We start from the raw sequence: 16,992 nt of genomic DNA on the forward strand, positions 1-16,992 counted from the left end.
TCCTCACCCGTCCGCCACTCACCATTGCTGATGCGTTCGACTTGCATGTGTTAGGCATGCCGCCAGCGTTCGTTCTGAGCCAGGATCAAACTCTCAGGTTGAATGTCCGTACCCGGATAAATCCGGATATGGATCTAAGACGGAAACCGTCACATCACCTTACCTGTTTGTTCTGAACCTGAATTCAGACAACACAGTTCTTGCGTGACGTACGATTTCCATAATGGCCCGTACAGGACCCTTGTGGCATCGCCGCCCACGCATTCTTTTCCGATACACTTCACAATATCGACGAACCGGCACCGCCCTAGGGCAGCGCGAGGAAGGTGATCTAATCCTTCCCGGGGGGAGAGTCAAGAAGCTTGATAAAATTTTTCAGGGTGTGATCCCGTACTTTGGTCCCAGCATTTCAATCAGGGATCCCTGGCAATCGGGACTGGCTGGTTCTTCCACCTGACAGGCGTGATCCCGCATGGTCTGGAAATAGCGCAGCACATCTGTGGGTGTGCGACCAACCGGATAACCTTCCCCGGTCTGTGCTTCCCGGTCCAGCGGGCCGCTCCTGGCAAGGCACTGTACGGCCAGATCCGCGTGTACGCTGATTGTTGCGGGCGCGCTTTCGGAGTCAACGCCATCTATCAGCGATTCCACAAGGGACAACGCATGGTCCGGATCCGTACAGGCTTTTTCCCAGACAGTCTGTCCCTCACTGGCCGGATTTTCATAGCGTCCTTCCAGTTTGCCAAGACAGAAGGCAAGCGTCAGAAACCCCATGTCTGACAGAACCCGGTAGCCGGGAAAAATACGGTTGATGCTTTTTTCAATTCTCCGCCACATGGACAGTCTCCCTGTTGCAGGAATATCCTAAGGCACGGCTTTACTTGCAGCAACAGGAACACCCCCCGGGCCATACAGGATTTCCAGTCTGTTTCAGGGAGCCGTCGTGGCGATACCATGACGCCTGGCCAGGGACTCCTGACAGTCGGGATTGATCCATCCTGTGTTGGCCGGACCTCCGTTTATCAGACTCATCCGGGACGCAGCCTCCCATGCCGGCTGGTGGTTCTCACAGCTGGCATCCCGGATAAGCTGGAAGAACTGTACCAGGTGCTCCTCGGTAGATCCGACGATATACCCGTCCCTGGTCTGGAGTTTCCAGGGCAGGGGAGCGCTTCTGGACAGGCACTTGAAGGCCAGGTCTTCATATCCGTTGATGATTGCCGGTGCAGTATCAGATCTTATATTGACCAGTTCGCTGATCAGGGAAAAGGCAAAACTGCTGTTCATGCAGGCCTGCTCCCATCCCGTCACCAGTCGTGTGAATTCGGGCGGGCGAAGGGCAGGCCCGTTCGGGGGATTTGCCGATCCTGCCTGTGTCGGCCCGGCCCGGTTTCCGGAACGCTCGTACAGCCTTCCGGCGCAGAAGGCAAAAACCAGAAGCGAGCCCGCCACGGTCCCGATGACCAGATTCTGGATATATACCGGCATCCAGTTGAGGTTCTCTTCGATTCTGTCCCACATAAACCATGTCTTCCCTGATATCCCGGGAGACAGGCTAGGGGGCCATTTTACTTGCAGCAACAGGAATGCACCCGGGCAGCCGGGGATTTCCGGCCAGGTACAGGGCTGTGGTGTTCTGCTCCATGCGATTTTTGGCCGCGCGCCACAGGGCGCCTTTCCGGTCAAGGCCCCGGGCTACTGTTCCGCGAATAAAGACGCCCTGGTTCTCCATATACCGGACAGCCCTGATAATCTGGCCCAGCCATTCCCGTTCGTCCGGACCGGCGAGAATCCGGTTCCTGCGCAGGACGCCAGCCGCGGCCACAAGAGACGCCGGAGAAATATCTCCCTCCGGCAGAAGTTTTTCCAGCTTTGCCGCCAGCTTTTCCTCAAAGGATCTGACGTCTGCGTGACTGCTGGAAAAGCAGGTCCTGCCCGTCTTTTTCATATGATACAGGCCCAGGGCAACGGCGTGTGTGGCGTCAGGTTCCCGGCCTGCGCGCAGGCTGTGGACCGTGCCCAGAACCGACTTCATGGCATAGGCGCGGGTCATGAATTCCCGGTTCTTCCGGGCGTATGTCCGGTGCGGCCCTTCCTCCAGCGCCTGCCAGGCCCAGGTCCAGGCGTTCACTTCCCCGGGCAGGCCGGCATCCATGACGAAGCAGTGGGCCAGTTCGTGCTGCAGCGTTGCTTCCCGCTCCACAGCGGCCGGCCAGGGCCAGGCCAGTATATACCGTTCGTCAAAACCCAGATTGAAAGCGGTGATACTGCGCATCTCGCTGAAGTCCGGATCCAGACTGATCACACAGGCGGTCCGGCCGTCCACAAGGCGGTAAAACGTGCTGCGGCCATTGCCGTGGCCTGTTTTTCCCAGATCCCGCAGGGCCCTGAATTTCCCGGGAGGAGACATGGACTGCCGCAGCGGGTCAGGCAGCACATGATCCCATGCATTAATATAGGCGGTCATATGGGGAAAATCGCGGACAAGGCGGTCAGGGTCGGGCCGGGGAAGGCCCAGGACATCCAGCGCCATATACCGGTCAAAATCCGCACGGGCTGGTGCATCCGGCTGCTGGGGCATGGATGGGGGAGAAAGCAGGAACACGCCGGACAGGGCTCCGGAGAAATCTGCCCGGGCCGGCAGTGTTGCAGACAGGGCCAGGACAGCGGCAGTCAGCGCGCCCATGCGATTCGCTGTCTGTCCGGTCCGGCTTTTCACAGGTCAGGGTGCGTTGACAGGACCACTGCGGCCCGGCCGGAACAGGTGAACTTCAGCCACACCTTCGGCGGTCACGGCATAACAGGCAGGTTCTGCGCCAGGCTTCGTCATGGTCTGGACCAGCACCGCTGCCGGTTCTCCACCATGGCCAATGACGTCCAGAATCTTCAGGACAGCCACAGGACTCCCTGCAGTGGTGTCGAGCCACTGGAAAAAGAATTCCGCATTCAGAAGAAGATCATGTTTTTCGGAAGACAGGCCGGCCCCCAGGGGAGATTCCGGATTGTCTGCGGAAAACTGATGGGGCTCTATCCTGGAGGCCTGCTCAGCCGTTACCGAATAACAGTCGGCTTTTGCGCCAGGCCAGCGGGTGATCCGGGCAGCAATTGCCAGCGTCCCGCCCTGCGCCGGGATAACATCCAGGACATCAGCCACAATATTGGGGCTGCCTGTTGCCAGATTCCGGAGCCAGTCAGAAAAGAAGCCCGCCCCCTGCAGCATGCGCATCTGCTCCCTGTCCCCCAGAGTATGCCTGACCGGGATTCTGCGTTCGCTGTTGCTGTTTTCCATAGGCACGGGGCTCCGGATGATTTAATGAATGAAGTGCCAGACATAGCACAGGCAAATACTTTCAGAAGACTGTCCATGCGCAAGACACCAGCCTTCCGTTTCATCGACCTGTTCGCCGGGATCGGGGGCTTGCGGCGCGGGTTCGAGGCCGTCGGCGGGCGCTGTGTCTTTACCAGCGAGTGGAACGCCTTTGCCCGCAAGACCTATGCGGCCAATTTCGATGATGGTCCTGATCACATGATGGCCGGGGATATCACAAAGGTTCCTGCCGCTGACATTCCCGCGCATGATGTTCTTCTGGCGGGGTTTCCCTGCCAGCCTTTCTCCATCGCCGGAGTATCAAAAAAGAATGCGCTGGGCCGGGCGCACGGCTTTCGCGACGAGACGCAGGGCACCCTGTTCTTTGACGTGGCCCGGATCCTGGAGCATCACCGGCCAAAGGCTTTTCTGCTGGAAAACGTGAAGAACCTGGCCAGCCACGACCGGGGCCGCACGTTCCAGGTGATCCGCGACACGCTGGAGAAGGACCTGGGCTATACCATCCACACCCGGATCATTGACGCAAAGTCCCTGGTGCCCCAGCACCGGGAACGTGTCTTTATCGCCGGTTTCCGCGAACCGAATGGTTTTTCTTTCAGCAACCTGATGCTGCCGGACCGGCAACAGGGGCCAAAGCTGGGGGCCATTCTGCATCCCGAAGACAGCAGCGAGGAGCCGGATCCGCCTTACACAGAAGGCCAGGGCCGGGTGGCGGAAAAATATACGCTGACCGACAAACTGTGGCGCTACCTGCAGGACTATGCGCAGAAACACCGCAGCCAGGGCAACGGGTTCGGCTTTGGCCTGTGCGGGCCGGAGAGTGTGGCACGGACCCTGTCGGCCCGGTACTACAAGGACGGGTCAGAGATCCTGGTGCGACAGGAAGGCAAAAATCCCCGCCGCCTCACGCCCCGCGAGTGCGCCCGCCTGATGGGATTCGAGAAACCCGGGGAAGCCCGGTTCCGCATTCCTGTCTCCGACACCCAGGCCTACCGCCAGTTTGGAAACGCGGTTGTTGTGCCGGCGGTCGAAGCCATCGCCCGCGCCATGGCCCCCTGGATTGCCGGTACGGGGCAGGAGACGGAGAAAAAAGGTATTTTTACTTTCGCTTAACCGGCGCATGATATAACCGGACAATCATTCAACAACTACGGGAGCAGGGCGTGTCAAGGAAACAGGTACATGTGATTCTTGTAAACGGCAGCAGGGGCGAAGTTCTGGCAAGCCGCATCTGCTTCGGGGCTGACGATCGCTTCATGAATGCAGCGGCAGATGTCTTTACTGAAAACAGCCTGAGGCCAAAAGGAAAGATCGTAATCGCTGTAGGCGAGCTGGATATTCTGATACCGGGCTCAGAAGATTATCCGACTGTTGTCCGGATTCAACAGGGGACGAGTGGTGAAAACCCTGTCGGTATGACTCACCCGGATTTTGTATGGAAAGACAGCAGCGAATTCAGGAGCGGCCTGCAAAAAATCATGAAACAAGCGGACAGGACACCGTCCCCCGGAACAGGCCACGACCAGGTGTCACAGCCACGGGCCTGACAGCCTGACTGCCGCGTGGCCTTCTGTTGTAAGGCCGCACACCGCGGGAAGCCATTTATTTTCACCTGCGTATGGCAGGATGGGACATTATACTTTGCAAGGAGAGTACTGTGTCAGAGGAAAAAAAGATTCCGGAAGATGTATTTGTAATCGCTGTCCGGGATGGCAAGGCAGCCATTCTGGAAACCCTTTCGGCTTATGGCAGGCACAGGGGTCAATTTATGGATGCTGCGGCGCTGGCTTTTAATGATTGTGAACTGCGACCGGAAAAAGGAAAGATAGCTGTTGCTATAGGCCATCTGGACAATACGCAGATTCTGGAACACACCCGGGGAAGTCACCCGGCGGTTGTCCAGGTGGATATAAGCAGTGGCAATCCTGTCATTGCAGGCCTGTCCATTGTGAATCTCACATGGCGTGACTGCAACGAATTCAGGGGAACCCTGACCAGAATCGTGCGGGTAGCGGACACAAGGTCTGTTTCCGGTGTGGCTGCCAGAGAGCAGGATGGTTATCAGATCCCGCCGGCTCCCCGCGCCTGATCGCCGGTCACCCTGCAGGATCAATCCGTGTTCTGATCCGAATGTGCAAAAAGTCCATAGTGCGCGACGGCTTTACCTCTTCTTAACCCCGCCGGAACTATAGCGGGACATAACCCGCATCCGTCATGGAGAAATCCGTGCCTCAAAACCAGCAAGACGATGTATTTGTGATTGCCGTGGACATAGACATTGGCGAGGCCCTGATCCTGGCCCAGCGTTCGGACCATGGCGGGAATGACAGCGCCTTTATAGAGGCTGCGCACCGTGCAATGGCCACCAGCGGACAAACCCTGTGATGGTCGTGTCGGGCCGGCTGGATGAAGCACAGCTGGAAAAAATCCCGGGAATCGGTCTGGCTATTGCGGTGCGATCCGTTGCCAAACAGGAAATGACGAACACGGTTGGCCCGAAAGAAAACTGGTCAGAAGGGCTGGCAAAGGAATGGAATATATCGCCCCTTCGGCGTGATAACCTTGCCGGGGACCTTGTCATTGTCGGTATGACAGACCAGGCAGTCTGGGGTGGCGTTATCGGGAATGCCACGGACCTGACAACATGGAGCAACAACGCCATGCGGGCAGCGGACAGTAAAGCGGCCCGGGAAGCCGGAGCCTCCCCGTCTGGGGAGTCTTCGCATAAGCTCCCGGCTCCGAGCGCATAAACAGTCTGGTTTCTGTACATCCTTTTGTATGCGCGCGCATAACGGGAGTGTTTTACTTTCGCCAGCATATGTCAGGATAGAGCCAGAGAATAGAATAATGTGCAGGGATTTCAGGGGGAGCGCAGTGTCACAGGAAAAACCGGACAATCCTGATGTTTTTGTTGTTTACGTCCTGGGAAGCCAGGGACATATCGTCTCCCGGCGCTCCCGGAATAACGGAGACGACAAGGCTTTTGTTGAGCATGCCTGCCGGGCAATGGAAAGCCAGACAGGACATGGATACATTGTGGTTGTTTCGGGTGTTGAGCAGCCTTGGACCCGCAGAAGCCCAGTTCCCCATCCGGATCATGTTACCGTATGGTCTGTCAGCCGGAGCCAGTTGTCCGAGACCTGGAATGCTGGGGACGTACAGCACATCATGGCCGTTGCAGGAGTGGGTGAAATGGCCATTGCCATCAACCCGATTGAAAGCCTGCAGGCCTGGGGGAAAACAGACACCCCGTGGGAACTTGTCTCCATTCTTGAAAAAACCATACAGGCAATAGACAGGGAGAGGGGGCAGGCTGTACCGGAATCTGCCGCGGCTCTTCTGGTTCCCGCCCGCGCCTCACCCTGAAAATTTCCGGAAAAACAGATCATGTCACAGGACAGAATCCCCCAAAATATACTCGTAATTGCTGTCCAGGATGGCAGGGACATCCTGTTATCGCGGTAGACACGAGCAGCGGAAATCCCGTTATTCCAGGCATGTCTGTCGTGGATCTGGTATGGCGCGACTGCAATGAGTTCAGGGGAACCCTGGGAAGAGTTATGCAAAGCGCAGACAGGAGAGCTGCTGCTGCCCATGAGCAGGCACACTGCCAGACTCCGTCAGCGCCCCGCACTTGATCGCTGACCGGCCTTCCTGCAGGATCAGTCCGTTCTGAACCGCTCAGGAGGCCGGACAGTGCCTGACGTCGTCACCCCCGCCGTGCGCAGCCGTATGATGGCCGGGATCCGGGGAAAGGACACAAAGCCCGAAATGATCCTGCGCCGGGAGTTGCACCGGCGGGGGCTGCGCTATCGCCTTCACGGAAAACTGCCCGGCCGCCCGGACCTGGTCTTTCCGGGACGGAAGGCCGTGATTTTTGTCCATGGCTGTTTCTGGCACGGCCATGACTGCGCCCTGTTCCGCTGGCCCGGCTCCCGGAAAAAATTCTGGAAGGACAAGATCTCCGGCAACAGGGCCCGGGATATCCGGACCTTGGAAACCCTGAAGACCGGCGGCTGGCGCATCCTGGTGGTGTGGGAGTGCGTGTTCAAAGGCCCCGGCCGCTGGCCGCTGCCGGACATCATCGACCGGACAGCTCGCTGGCTGGAAGGCAGCGCGCCGTTCCAGGAGATGAGGGGTTCTGCGCCCTCTTGACAAAAGGATCATTTTCCTGTAGAAGGACTTCGGTCTTTTTTGTGGGGCAGCACGTGGGCAGGGTAGCCGGATTTCTTTCAGTTTCTTCTTCCGTCACCCCGGCTTTCGCCGGGGTGACGCTCTCTTTTGCCGGATGGAAATGATAACAAATGATAAGGAATGCTTACACTCTCACAGCGTTAATAACTGCACCCCTGCCGGAGAGGTGCAATTTATGGAGATAACTTTCCGCAAAGGCATATCGGTACAGGAGTTTTTCCACTGCACGCCCGTGCATTTAAAGTGCATTTACCGTGCAGTTATGGTGCAGTTGCGTGCAATTAAAGTGCAGTCAGTGCAGACCGGTTCCCTGTTCCCGAAAACAGGCTATGAGGATCTCTCATGATAATTCCCGGAGTTGACATGGATTTGACAGTTCTGCCCTGGATCCTGATGGCTTTCCTGCTGTTTCTGGTCCTGCATGCCCTTCACCAGATCCGGCAGGTCCGGCAGAGGCTGGATGCCCTTCTGGCCCGTCAGGCCACTGGCCAGACGCCTCCGGCTGCGGAAGAGGCAAAACCCTCACCCATTCCCGTTCCAGTCCCTGCAGTTCCTGTAACTCCGGCTGTGTCCGCACCGCCTGTCTCTTCCACTGCCGCTGCTCCTGAAAAGCCGGCAACCACACCCGCCAGAAAGGCCAGCCTGGAACAGACCATCGGTTCCCGCTGGATGGTGTGGCTGGGCGGTCTGGCGCTGGCCCTGGCCGGCGTGTTCCTGGTGCGTTATTCTATCGAGGCCGGCTTGCTGGGTCCCACAGCCCGCGTGACTCTGGGCGTTCTTTTCGGCCTGGTCCTGGTGGTGGCGGCCGAGGTCCTGCGCCGCAAGCCCGGGTTCGTTCCCGCGGCCCTGTCGGGGTGGAATCATATCCCGGCCGCCCTGGCCGCCGCGGGATCTGTCGCCCTGTTCGCAGCCGTCTACAGCGGCTATGCCCTCTATGACCTGTACAGCCCCCTGACAGCCTTTGTAGCTCTGGCAGCCATCAGCATGGGGGCGCAGACCCTGGCCCTGCGGCACGGACCTCTCATGGGCCTGCTGGGCCTTGTGGGCGCTTTTGTGGTGCCGGCCCTGGTGTCCACGGAAAAACCTGACCTGATCACCCTGCTGGTCTATCTGCAGCTGGTTCTCGGGGCCTCGCTGGGCCTGATCCGGTGGATCGGCGTGCGCTGGCTGGCCTGGGCTGCCCTGGCCGGAGCCACAATCTGGCCTCTGCTGTGGATGGGATCGCAGCCGGGCCAGATGCCCGGCGAGGGATGGCCCCTCAGTCTGTACGCCGTGGCCATGATGGCCTGGTTTGTCCTTGTTCCCCGGCCTTTCCGGGCGCTGGAGGAGGACGGGGAAGGATTCTGGCCCGTCCGGAGCGTCGACTGGCTGGTGGTCACCGCGGGCGCCGTGACGGCCACCCTGCTGTTCCTGCTGTGCGAATACACCGGCTATGACATCAGTGCCCTGACAGCGGCCGGGATCTTTGTTCTGGCCGTGCCCGTGGTGGGGCGGTGGCAGCAACCTGTCCGCCTTCTGGCGGCGGAAGCGGGCCTGCTGGCCCTGGCCGTTGCCTGCTGCTGGCCCTTGCCCGGTGTGATTGCACCGGCGGTCAAACCCTTTGCCCTTCTGGCCGGTCTTCCGGCGGCGCAGGGCCTGACCCTGATTCCGTCTGACGCCATGCAGAACTACATGATCACCATGCTGGTCCTGGCGGTGGTGTGGGCTGTGGGTCTGTTCCGCCTGATGTATGGCGCTGTCCGCCCCTGGTTCTGGTCAGCCCTGTCAGTCGTCGTGCCCATGGGACTTCTGGTCATCCTGTACGGGCGGCTCAGCGACTTCAGTCCCGATCTCCAGTGGGGAATCCTGGCGCTGGTCCTGGCGGCCTGGTACCTGCTGTGCGCCCACCGGGTCCAGCGGATCTCCGCCGCTTCGGGCATGACCGAAGCCCTGGCCGTCTATGCAGCCGGAACCACGGCGGCGGTGGCCCTGTGTTTTGCCCTGGTGATGCGTGACGCGTGGCTGACCGTGGCCCTGGCGCTGGAAGTTCTGGCCCTGGCCTGGATCTATGGCAGGCTGCCGGTGCGGGGTCTGCGGACCCTGGCGCTGGTCATGGCTTCGGTTGTCCTGTCGCGCCTTGTCCTGAATCCCTGGCTGCTGGAGTACAGTGGCTGGATCTGGGTCCTGTACGGCTATGGCGTTCCGGCCCTGTCGTTCTGGCTGGCCTGGCGCAGGTTTGACCCGGCCCGGAAGGGAGAGGATGCCCGCTCCCGCCTTCTGGAAGGCGGCGCGGCAGTCTTCGGGATCATGCTGGCCATGATGCTGGCCAGCACGGCCATCTACGGCGATTTCCACAGGGCGAACTATAACCTGCTGGAAGCGTCTTCATACACGGCCCTGTGGCTTGCAACGGCTGTGGCCCTCGTGCCGGTGGCCGCAGTCTCTGGCCGCCAGGCGCCACGGTGGCTGTGGCGGATTCTGGCCCTGATGGGAGTGGTGAATATCGTCCTGTTCCATGTCATCATCCTGAACCCGCTGGCAGAAAATCCGGCTCCGTACATGGTGCGCTGGCCGGTCCTGAACGCCCTGTTCCTAGCGTACGGGGTACCGGCCGGACTGCTGGCGGCCCTGGCCACCGCTGTCTGGCCCCATGGTCACCGGCGCAAGGCCGTGGCGATGGGAATCGGGGCCCTGTTCCTGGGTCTGCTCTGGCTGTCGGCGGAAGTCCACCGGGCCTTTGGCGGCTTCCTGCCGGGCGGTGTTCCTGACTCCATGCTCCAGGCACAGTCCTGGACCCTGTCCGCCGTGTGGATGGTGTCCGCACTGGCTGTGCTGGGCGTCGGCATTGTCCGTCACCACCGGCTGCTGCGTCAGGGCGGCCTTGCCCTTGCCCTGGTGACGGTCCTGAAGGTGTTCCTGCTGGACATGGCTGAACTGGACGGCCTGTGGCGCGTGGCGTCGTTCCTGGGGTTGGGCCTCTGCCTTCTGGGAATCGGGTATGCCTACCAGCGCCTGATGGTCCGGGATGGGGAAGGGCAGGATTCGTGAGGATCCTGTTCATCAGCAACAGCCGGATCGGGGATTTTATCCTGACCACCGGCCTGCTGGACCACCTTCTGGAAACGTACCCACAGGCCGCGATCACCGTTGTCTGCGGGGCCATCTGTGTGCCGCTTCTGGCGGAAGTTCCCCGTATCGAGCGGGTCATCGTCCTGCGGAAAAAGAGCTTCAGCCGGCACTGGATCGGCCTGTGGCGCCAGGTCATCGGGACCCGCTGGGATCTGGTCATTGACCTGAGAAACACGGCCGTATCCCGCCTGCTACGGGCCCGGCAGGTCCGTCGCCTGCGCCGTCTTCCCGGTTCCCTGCACCGGGTGGAGGAGATCAACCAGGTTTTCGGCCTTCCCGGCTCTGCCATGCCCCGGCTATGGCTGGGGCCGAAACAGCGGGATTTTGCCGCGCGCCTGATCCCTGACGGGCCGCCGGTGATTGCCTTCGGTCCGGGCTCAACACACCGGCACAAGCAGTGGCCGGCGGAACGTTTTGCCGAACTGGCCCTGCGCCTGACAGCCAGCGACGGCCCGTTTCCCGGCGCCCGCGTGGCCGTGATGGGGGTGCCGGTCGAGCGGGATGCGGCCCTGCCTTTGCTGCAGGCCATTCCGGGATGCCTTGACCTGATAGACAGCGTGCCGATCCTGGAAGCGGCGGCGGTGCTGGAGCGGTGCGCCCTGTACATCGGCAACGACAACGGCCAGATGCACCTGGCAGCGGCCACCGGCATCCCGGTGCTGGGTCTGTTTGGCCCCACGCCGGCGCAGGTCTATCGCCCCTGGGGCAAGCGGGCTGCCTTCGTCCAGTCCGACCAGTCGTGCGAGGAACTGGCGCCCCTGTTCGACGAAGCCGTCAGGACCGGAACCTGCCTGATGACCGGCCTGTCCGTGGACAAGGTTCTGGCGGCTGTCCGCGATCTGGTAAAAGCGTCACAGTGACCCGGTTTCCCTGCGGCCCATCTCGCTGGCGGCGATGACGGCCTGGGTGCGGTTGCGCACACCCAGGGTGCGGAAAATGGCCGTGGCATGGATCTTGACCGTGCCCTCGGACAGGTTCAGCTCGTAGGCGATCTGCTTGTTGGACTTGCCTTCCTTCAGGCAGCGCAGCACGTCCCGCTGCCGCGGCGTCAGAAGCTCCATTCCGTCCGACTCTGCTGCTGCAGGTCCGGCGGACAGCATGCCCTGGCCACCGCCCTCCTGGTCCTGCAGGGCCACGCTGGGCACATAGACCCCGCCCGAGAACACCAGATTCACGGCGCCCAGCATGACCTTGACGCTGGACGATTTGGGGATGTAGCCCGAGGCTCCGGCCTCCAGCGCCAGGCGGATGTGCTCGCGGGTTTCCGAGGCGGACACGACGATCAGCGGGGCCTTGCCCAGGCTTTTCTTGATCTCCGCTACACCCTGGAAGCCTGGCCAGCCGGGCATCTGCAGGTCCATCAGCGCCAGATCGAAATGCGTGCCGGACCTGGCCTCTTCCTGCATTTCACCGAATGTTCCGGCCTCGCGGAAAGTGATATCAGGGCCCAGTGTCTCCAGAAGGCGGCGAAGGCCTTCGCGGAACAGCAGATGGTCGTCTCCAATCAGGATTTTCATGGCTTTTCTGTCCTGTCTCTCTCCGGATTAGCTGTTCCCCTGTCTGCCAGGCAAGGGAAAAGTGGAGGCGGAGTATAGGCATACTTCACCGGGTTGCGTATCTTCCGGATGGCATAGGCCATACCGGAGGGGCTATCCCGACCGCAGATACCGGATCCCGTCATCCTGCCTGAACAGGTACAGCAGGATCCGCAGGGTCTTGCCCCGGTCTGTCTCCAGCTGGGGATCCCGCTCCAGTACCAGACGGGCATCGTCGTGGGCGGCGTGCAGCAGATCGCCGTGGGCGGCCAGGCTGGCCAGCCGGAATTCCTGCAGGCCGCTCTGGCGTGTGCCCAGGATCTCTCCCGCACCCCGCAGGCGCAGGTCTTCTTCCGCAATGCGAAAGCCGTCCTCTGTCTCCCGCATGATTTTCAGGCGGGAGCGGGCGGTTTCCGACAGCTTCGGGTCATACAGCAGAAGACAGGACGAGGCCCCGCTGCCCCGGCCCACACGGCCGCGCAGCTGGTGCAGCTGGGCCAGGCCAAAGCGCTCCGCATGCTCCACCACCATGATGGTGGCACGGGGCACGTCCACACCCACCTCGATGACCGTGGTGGCCACCAGGACGTCCAGCTCGCCCGCCGCGAAGGCAGCCATGACCCGGTCCTTGTCCGGGCCCTTCATCTGGCCGTGAACCAGGCCCACCTGTTCGCCCAGCGCACCTCTCAGGAACGCCTGGCGTTCGGTCGCTGCGGCCAGGTCAGTAGCCTCCGACTCGTCCACTAGGGGACAGACCCAGTAAACCTGGTCGCCGGTTACGATCTTTCTTTTCAGGGCCCCCACCACCTCGTCCAGCCGGTCCAGGGCCACCAGCCGGGTGTCGATGGGCTTGCGGCCCGGCGGCTTTTCCGGAATGCGGGAGATGTCCATATCACCCCAGGCGGTCAGGGCCAGCGTGCGCGGAATGGGCGTTGCGGTCATGACCAGCAGGTCCGCGGCGCCCGCACCCTCTCTGGCTCCCTTGGCCGACAGCTGCAGGCGCTGGTGCACGCCGAAGCGGTGCTGTTCATCAATCACGGCCAGGCCCAGCCGGCGGAACTGCACCGGGTCCTGGAACAGGGCGTGGGTGCCGATCACCAGACTGGTCTCGCCGGTTGCGAGTCGCTCCAGAAGCTCTGTCCTGGTCTTGCCCTTTTCCCGGCCGGTCAGGATGTCCACACGCAGGCCCAGCTGCTGCGCCCATGGGGTGAACGTCTGCAGGTGCTGCCGGGCCAGGATTTCCGTGGGAGCCATGAGCACCGTCTGGTATCCGGCCTCGATGGCATTCAGCATGGCCAGAAAGGCCACAACGGTCTTGCCGCTGCCCACGTCGCCCTGCAACAGGCGCAGCATGCGCCCGCCGGAGGCCATGTCAGTGCCGATCTCCTCCAGTGCCTGGCTTTGTCCGCCTGTCAGGGTCCATGGCAGGGCAGCCCTGAACCTTTCCCGCAGGTGACCATCGCCGCGGATGGCATGGCCGGGCAGTTCCTTCTGGCGCCGGCGCACCAGGCCCAGGGCCAGCTGGTTGGCCAGAAGCTCGTCAAAGGCCAGGCGGCGGCGGGCCGGAGTTTCCGGCAACAGGGCCTTCTCGTCTTCGGGTGCATGGACCTGAGTCACCGCCAGTTTCCAGGGCGGGAAACCCTCGCGCCGCAGCCAGGCCAGGTCCTGCCATTCGGGAAGATCCGGCGCGCGGGCCACAGCGCCGGCCACAGCCTTGCGCAGCACGCGGGGCATCAGGCCGGCGGTCAGGCTGTACACCGGCTCCACCACAGCGATGGAGGCCAGCTCCTCCGGCGCGCCCGCCAGATCGGGATGGGGCATCTGCAGCTGGCCGTTAAAGCGCTCGACCCGGCCGCTGACCACAACCTTTTTCCCCTGCGGAAACTGCTTCTGCAGCCAGTCCTCCCGCGGGTGGAAATAAACGATCTCCATCAGGCCGGTCTGGTCAGTGCAGCGGATCCTGTACGGCTGGTTGCGGCTGCGTCCAGGCGCATGGCCATCCACCCGCACGATCAGGGTGACAGTCTGACCATCGGGAGCGCCGGCGATATCGGTCACCCGGCGCCGGTCAACAAGTCCGGCGGGCAGGTGCCACAGCAGGTCAGCCACCAGGGGACCGGTCACACGCTCGACCAGCTTTGCCAGCCGCGGACCTATGCCGGGCAGGCTCTGGACAGGGGCGAAAATCGGATTGAGGATCGGCGGGCGCATGGCCCTGTCTTATAGCGCTTTCCCTGGACAGTTTACAGGGATCAGGGCAAGGCAGTCATGGAACCGGGCTGGTCACGGCCGTTTGCAGTGATATAATCCACAGCGCTGAAAAAGGCCTGGACACCGCTTTCCACCGTCTGCTGCCGCCAGGCCCTGCCCTGCGGGAAAAAGGTTTTCCGGGAGACGTTCCAGGCATCAAGGCCCAGTTTTTCCAGCAGCATTTCTGCGGGAGGTGGACCCAGATTCCGGCACAGGCTGGAATACCAGAGGGATGCAAAAACCCTTGCCGGAGAATATGTCCCTGTCTCATGGGTTGCCGCAATGACCGAAGCCCTCTTTTCCCGCAGGGGATCCAGGGCGGAGAATATCTCCCCCAGTCGCAGGACAGCCATTCCGCCTGTGTCAGAAGAATGGGTTGTTGATACGGTGTGCCGGCTCCACAGCTGTGTCGCCTGCCGGAATGAATCGCTGTTCCGGGGCACATCAAGAATAATCTGTGATGTGCCGTAAGGTCCCAGGCCTGTGTGCCAGTCCAGATAGATGATCCGCGAGGCCGCTGCAGCGTATCTGTGCAGGATATCGACAAAAATCCTGTGGGACCATGTGGGTTTGTTCCCGCCATAATAGAGTCCGTCAGGCCAGTGGTACTGGCCTCCTGTCAGGGCATCCTCAAAAGCCGCCCTGTCCTGTCTGTACAGGGAATAGAGATACCGCAGGGCCCGGGGAAAATCCTTCCAGCGTGGGGGTCTGAGGCCGGGATGAAGTCCTGCGTATCCGGGATTGTCCGGAGGGCTGGAGAAGTCAGCGAAATTGCGTCCCAGATCCACATTGTCTTCGGTTTCCCGCCTGTACCAGGAAAAACCCCATGGATTGAGGGCATGGATGAACACCAGCGCTGTATCAGAAGGAAGGCTGTCGACATCCAGTCTGTCGAGAATATTTCTCTGGATCAGGGATCCGGCAGGTCCTTCCGCGCCGTGAACGGCGGATACATTGATGAAAAGGGAACGGGGGGTTCCCCGGATAAAGGTCGCCACATCCACGGCCAGGGTTTCGCGCTGGACACCTCGTACATCAGGATGGATATGGAACAACAGGTCTGCGCCTTTTTTTCGGGCAGCTTCCAGAAACAGAGGACGGAATGTTTCGTATGTGTCCATGGACCGATGATATGGCAGCCCTTCATTTTCAGAAAGCGGTTTACGAAAAATTCATTTTTCGGGTCCAGTCTGGCCTTGAAGAGAAATTTCCAGACCAGGGATGGACGCCATGTCAGATCTTTCATTTCCTCCGTCACGCACCAGCCGGGGCTGTTCCGGAATCCGCGATCTGGCCAGCCATCTCGAGCGGCTGCGGGACATGGTTATGGATCTTTCTGTTCCTTCAGGATTCCGCGGCCCCGTTCAGGAAGACATGGATACCATCAGCGTGACAGCCCATCGTATGGGGGTGACAGCCCGGCAGCTGGCCCGCATGGCCTTCCAGTCCCCCACGGATCTCCAGGAAAGGGCTGTGGGCCGGGCGGTGACGGATCTGATGGCCGTATCCGGACGTTTTGCCAGTCTGGCAGAAAATCCGGCCCTGCATGGATATGCACAGAAACTGGAAGAGGTTTCCGAAGGCAGCCGGATTCTTGCAAGGGAAGCCGAAGAAGTGTTGGTCAGAATAGCAGATTTTCGCAGGGCGCATGCTGAATACGGCTTTGCTTTTCCTGATACACTTTCAGAACCAGGTGCCACACTTCCGGAAACCCGGGCCTGAGAAACTGCCCAGGTTCCCGGCAGTTTTTCCGGAGATTGCATGGCTGCCCCACCCGACCAGAGATATCTGAAGCTCAGGGAACTCTACAGGAACCAGCATTTTACAGCTGTCAGCCGGCTTTTCGAAGAGGTCAGGGATACCGAAAGAGACCAGTTTCTGCGCGACCTGATCCTTGTGGCAGGAGAGGATGCCACGTCTGTCCAGAACAGGGCCCTTATGGCCCTGAGAGGGTTTTGTCTTTCTCCTGCGGGTCGGGGTATTCTGTCAGAACGGGTGGATTTTCCGGAAAAAGGCGGACCCGTCACCCTGTTTTCTGTCCTGCAGAATGGTATGGCTGGTTCCGGCAATTTCGGAAGCTGTTTTGCAACGGTGATGCTTCTGGTCAGGAGCCCGCCACAGCTGGACGATCTGATCCGGCAACTGGACCCGGAGTTTGTCGCAAAGGTTGTTTTTCAGGCCTTTTCTGCAGAACGGGACAACAGCAGGATCATGGTACAAATGCTGGGAGAGCTGCTCCCCTTCGCAGAAAAACATACCAGCCTGGGCCTGTACCGGGGGGTGGTGCGCGGCCATCAAAAGGGCTGTCCGTTCTGCGCTGGCTACCGCAGAAGACCAGCCGTTCAGGCGGCTGGAAGCTGTGGACCTTGTCCTGTGGCTGGCGCTTCACTGTCGGCGGGAAAGCCTGTGGAATCCGGACCGGTATCTGGAAGACCGGGACCTGCAGTGCATCGGACGATGGACTGCTGATCGGGGAATGCTTCCCCTTTCTCCGGACCACCAGGTCCTGTGGCACCAGTCATACGCCCGTCTTGTCTGTGCCTTTGAAGGTAATGCAAAGCGTCTGGCGGCATTTTC

At 60.8% G+C, this 16,992-nt stretch carries 18 protein-coding genes and 1 rRNA gene; 11 read left to right on the plus strand and 8 right to left on the minus strand.

Annotated elements, in window-relative coordinates:
• The 5 genes from M3O22_04215 to M3O22_04235 all read right to left on the minus strand — a co-directional run.
• Nucleotides 1-101: ribosomal RNA gene (locus M3O22_04215) — 16S ribosomal RNA — on the minus strand; the annotation flags it as partial.
• 274 nt (nucleotides 102-375) lie between these two features.
• Complete coding sequence (locus M3O22_04220) at nucleotides 376-837, minus strand: hypothetical protein (protein MDP9195962.1); 462 nt, start codon at nucleotides 835-837, stop codon at nucleotides 376-378.
• Between the two features lie 93 nt (nucleotides 838-930).
• Nucleotides 931-1,521: a hypothetical protein gene (locus M3O22_04225; GenBank protein MDP9195963.1), complete on the minus strand. Its 591-nt coding sequence runs from the start codon at nucleotides 1,519-1,521 to the stop codon at nucleotides 931-933.
• Nucleotides 1,522-1,555: 34 nt separating this feature from the next.
• Complete coding sequence (locus tag M3O22_04230) at nucleotides 1,556-2,686, minus strand: hypothetical protein (GenBank protein MDP9195964.1); 1,131 nt, start codon at nucleotides 2,684-2,686, stop codon at nucleotides 1,556-1,558.
• Between the two features lie 36 nt (nucleotides 2,687-2,722).
• Nucleotides 2,723-3,295: a hypothetical protein gene (locus M3O22_04235; GenBank protein ID MDP9195965.1), complete on the minus strand. Its 573-nt coding sequence runs from the start codon at nucleotides 3,293-3,295 to the stop codon at nucleotides 2,723-2,725.
• 69 nt (nucleotides 3,296-3,364) lie between these two features.
• On the opposite strand from M3O22_04235, the gene dcm reads away from it, so the two are divergent.
• The 9 genes from dcm to M3O22_04280 all read left to right on the plus strand — a co-directional run bounded on the left by dcm (nucleotide 3,365) and on the right by M3O22_04280 (nucleotide 11,490).
• Entirely contained in the window at nucleotides 3,365-4,441 is a 1,077-nt protein-coding gene (gene dcm, locus M3O22_04240; GenBank protein ID MDP9195966.1) for a DNA (cytosine-5-)-methyltransferase, read from the plus strand.
• Nucleotides 4,442-4,491: 50 nt separating this feature from the next.
• On the plus strand, nucleotides 4,492-4,875 hold the full coding sequence (locus M3O22_04245) for a hypothetical protein (protein ID MDP9195967.1): 384 nt from the start codon (nucleotides 4,492-4,494) through the stop codon (nucleotides 4,873-4,875).
• Nucleotides 4,876-4,985: 110 nt separating this feature from the next.
• Nucleotides 4,986-5,417 (plus strand): hypothetical protein, encoded by a 432-nt coding sequence (locus M3O22_04250; protein MDP9195968.1) that lies wholly within the window; start codon nucleotides 4,986-4,988, stop codon nucleotides 5,415-5,417.
• Between the two features lie 137 nt (nucleotides 5,418-5,554).
• Nucleotides 5,555-5,713 (plus strand): hypothetical protein, encoded by a 159-nt coding sequence (locus M3O22_04255; protein MDP9195969.1) that lies wholly within the window; start codon nucleotides 5,555-5,557, stop codon nucleotides 5,711-5,713.
• Entirely contained in the window at nucleotides 5,710-6,078 is a 369-nt protein-coding gene (locus M3O22_04260; GenBank protein MDP9195970.1) for a hypothetical protein, read from the plus strand. The genes M3O22_04255 and M3O22_04260 overlap by 4 nt, the downstream gene beginning before the upstream one ends.
• Before the next feature lie 124 nt (nucleotides 6,079-6,202).
• Nucleotides 6,203-6,694, plus strand: a complete 492-nt coding sequence (locus tag M3O22_04265; protein MDP9195971.1) for a hypothetical protein — start codon at nucleotides 6,203-6,205, stop codon at nucleotides 6,692-6,694.
• Between the two features lie 330 nt (nucleotides 6,695-7,024).
• Complete coding sequence (locus tag M3O22_04270; protein MDP9195972.1) at nucleotides 7,025-7,483, plus strand: very short patch repair endonuclease; 459 nt, start codon at nucleotides 7,025-7,027, stop codon at nucleotides 7,481-7,483.
• Nucleotides 7,484-7,885: 402 nt separating this feature from the next.
• Entirely contained in the window at nucleotides 7,886-10,549 is a 2,664-nt protein-coding gene (locus tag M3O22_04275) for a DUF2339 domain-containing protein (protein MDP9195973.1), read from the plus strand.
• Nucleotides 10,546-11,490, plus strand: coding sequence for a glycosyltransferase family 9 protein (locus M3O22_04280; protein ID MDP9195974.1), 945 nt, complete (start codon nucleotides 10,546-10,548; stop codon nucleotides 11,488-11,490). Before M3O22_04275 ends, M3O22_04280 begins: the two co-directional genes overlap by 4 nt.
• Here M3O22_04280 and M3O22_04285 read toward each other — a convergent pair.
• The 3 genes from M3O22_04285 to M3O22_04295 all read right to left on the minus strand — a co-directional run bounded on the left by M3O22_04285 (nucleotide 11,482) and on the right by M3O22_04295 (nucleotide 15,536).
• Nucleotides 11,482-12,147: a response regulator transcription factor gene (locus M3O22_04285; GenBank protein ID MDP9195975.1), complete on the minus strand. Its 666-nt coding sequence runs from the start codon at nucleotides 12,145-12,147 to the stop codon at nucleotides 11,482-11,484. The genes M3O22_04280 and M3O22_04285 overlap by 9 nt on opposite strands.
• Nucleotides 12,148-12,279: 132 nt before the next feature.
• On the minus strand, nucleotides 12,280-14,376 hold the full coding sequence (recG, locus tag M3O22_04290) for an ATP-dependent DNA helicase RecG (protein MDP9195976.1): 2,097 nt from the start codon (nucleotides 14,374-14,376) through the stop codon (nucleotides 12,280-12,282).
• Between the two features lie 41 nt (nucleotides 14,377-14,417).
• On the minus strand, nucleotides 14,418-15,536 hold the full coding sequence (locus M3O22_04295) for a M14 family metallopeptidase (protein MDP9195977.1): 1,119 nt from the start codon (nucleotides 15,534-15,536) through the stop codon (nucleotides 14,418-14,420).
• Between the two features lie 109 nt (nucleotides 15,537-15,645).
• On the opposite strand from M3O22_04295, the gene M3O22_04300 reads away from it, so the two are divergent.
• Together M3O22_04300 and M3O22_04305 are read left to right on the plus strand one after the other, a co-directional pair.
• Nucleotides 15,646-16,137 carry a hypothetical protein gene (locus M3O22_04300; protein ID MDP9195978.1) on the plus strand — a complete coding sequence of 164 codons (492 nt, stop codon included), beginning with the start codon at nucleotides 15,646-15,648 and terminating at the stop codon, nucleotides 16,135-16,137.
• Between the two features lie 39 nt (nucleotides 16,138-16,176).
• On the plus strand, nucleotides 16,177-16,884 hold the full coding sequence (locus M3O22_04305; protein MDP9195979.1) for a hypothetical protein: 708 nt from the start codon (nucleotides 16,177-16,179) through the stop codon (nucleotides 16,882-16,884).
• Nucleotides 16,885-16,992: the final 108 nt, after the last annotated feature.

This window comes from Pseudomonadota bacterium (assembly GCA_030775045.1).
Classification (GTDB): Bacteria; Pseudomonadota; Alphaproteobacteria; order JALYJY01; family JALYJY01; genus JALYJY01.